At 64.9% G+C, this 1,448-nt stretch carries 1 protein-coding gene; it reads left to right on the forward strand.

All coding sequences use genetic code 11. The features are described from left to right. The first annotated feature begins 92 nt into the window (after positions 1-92). Positions 93-1,415 carry an ISL3 family transposase gene (locus CGK74_RS15075; RefSeq protein ID WP_094269270.1) on the forward strand — a complete coding sequence of 441 codons (1,323 nt, stop codon included), beginning with the start codon at positions 93-95 and terminating at the stop codon, positions 1,413-1,415. The last annotated feature ends 33 nt before the right edge of the window (positions 1,416-1,448 follow it).

Raw genomic sequence — 1,448 nt, forward strand, 5'->3', positions numbered from 1 at the left:
GGCTCTATGCCGTTTCCAGTGGAAATTGACTTCTCAACAAACATGACCCTCGGTGGTACAACCGCCCGACACTGACGCCGACCTCGCGCCCGATGAACTCCCAGATCGAAGCTCTCTTCACCACCGCACTTGGCCTGCAGCCGCCCTGGTACGTCGCCAAGGTCGAGCTCAACACAGCCAAGCGGCGGATCGACTTCGAGGTCGAGCACACCGGCGGTCGTGCCACGTGTCCGGCGTGTGGGGCCGAGCACCAGCTGATCCACGACCGGGTGCGGCGCAGCTGGCGTCACCTGGATTTCTTTCAGTTCGAAGCGTGGCTGCATGCCGCGATCCCGCGCGTTCAGTGCAACGGCTGCGGCAAGACCACGCAGTTGCCGGTGCCGTGGGCGCGTGAGGGGAGCGGCTTTACCCTGCTGTTCGAGGCGCTGAGTCTGTCGCTGTGCCGAGAGATGCCGGTGCGCCAGGCGGCCAACCAGTTGCGGGTTGCCCCGAAGCGCCTGTGGGGCCGCGTGCGCCATTACGTCGAGGTGGCCCGTGCCAAGGACGACATGTCGGGCGTGCGCTACGTCGGGATCGACGAGACCAGCGTCAAGCGTGGTCACGAGTACATCACCGTCGTGCATGACCTTGAAGCCAAGCGCTTGCTGTTTGCCACCCCGGGGCGCGATCACGCTACGTTGCAGGCCTTTGCCCAGGACATGCGTGCGCACGGCGGCGATCCGCTGGCCATTGAGCACGCCTGTATCGACATGAGCGCGGCCTACGCCAAGGGAATCGACCAGTCGCTGCCCAATGCCCGGATCAGCTACGACCGCTTTCATGTCGTGGCGCTGGCCAACGCGGCGATGGACGAGGTGCGTCGCGAAGAGATGCGTAGCTCGGCGGCAGCGGTGCGCGAAGCGGTCGGCGCACAGAGCAAGAAGACGCTGCGTCAGCTGCTGTGGGGGATGCGCAAGAACCCAGTGAGTTGGACCCGTGCCCAGTTCGAGGCGATGCACTGGCTGCAACGCTCGAATCTGAAGAGCGCGCGTGCGTGGCGCCTGAAGCAGGCACTGCGGCTGGTCTATCGCGATGCAGCCGCGAGCAACAGCGAGGAGATCGCGCAAGGTGCCATGAGCAAATGGCTGAGCTGGGCGCGCCGCAGCCGCCTGGAGCCCTTCAAGCGGCTGGCCCTCACCCTGAAGGAGCACCTCGGCGGCGTCGTGCGCGGCATGCTCGACGGACGCAGCAACGCCTACGTCGAAGCGATGAACGGCCTGCTCCAACAGACGAAGACCGCCGCCCGAGGCTTCCGCAACATCGAGAACTTCATCGCCATGGCCTACCTGCGCATGTCCAAGCTTAAGCATCTACCGCAGAACCCCCTGGCGCCGGCCGTCGCCCGCGACTACGGGCGCTACCGTCATGTTTGTTGAGAAGTCAATTTCCACTGGAAACGGCATAGAGCC

Origin of the sequence: Thauera propionica, assembly GCF_002245655.1 — a bacterium.
Taxonomy (GTDB): Bacteria; Pseudomonadota; Gammaproteobacteria; order Burkholderiales; family Rhodocyclaceae; genus Thauera; species Thauera propionica.

Bases quoted from the DNA above. Each gene is read 5' to 3' on its own strand.
- CGK74_RS15075 (WP_094269270.1), top strand. From the start codon at position 93: ATGAACTCCCAGATCGAAGCTCTCTTCACCACCGCACTTGGCCTGCAG.